At 74.1% G+C, this 201-nt stretch carries 1 pseudogene; it reads left to right on the forward strand.

Annotated features, from left to right (window positions below):
- Positions 1 to 201 (forward strand): annotated as a pseudogene (locus tag B2W70_RS05360) (hypothetical protein); the annotation flags it as partial.

Below are 201 nucleotides of genomic sequence, written 5' to 3' on the forward strand. Positions count from 1 at the left end.
GGGGGGGGCAGTTCGCCCTCTGGCACCGACACGGCTGCCGAAGACCCTGACCGGCTCAAGGGCCGAGGTGGCAGCAGCACCCCCACCTCGCCGACCACGCCGACCACGACGCCGGTGGGCGTGGCTTACGGCAACCTGGCCGCCGCCAGCCTGGGCGTGGGCGCATCGCTCAACGGGGCCATCCCGTTCCCGGCGGACAAC

The organism is Aquabacterium sp. UBA2148 (assembly GCF_002328915.1).
Classification (GTDB): Bacteria; Pseudomonadota; Gammaproteobacteria; order Burkholderiales; family Burkholderiaceae_C; genus Aquabacterium; species Aquabacterium parvum.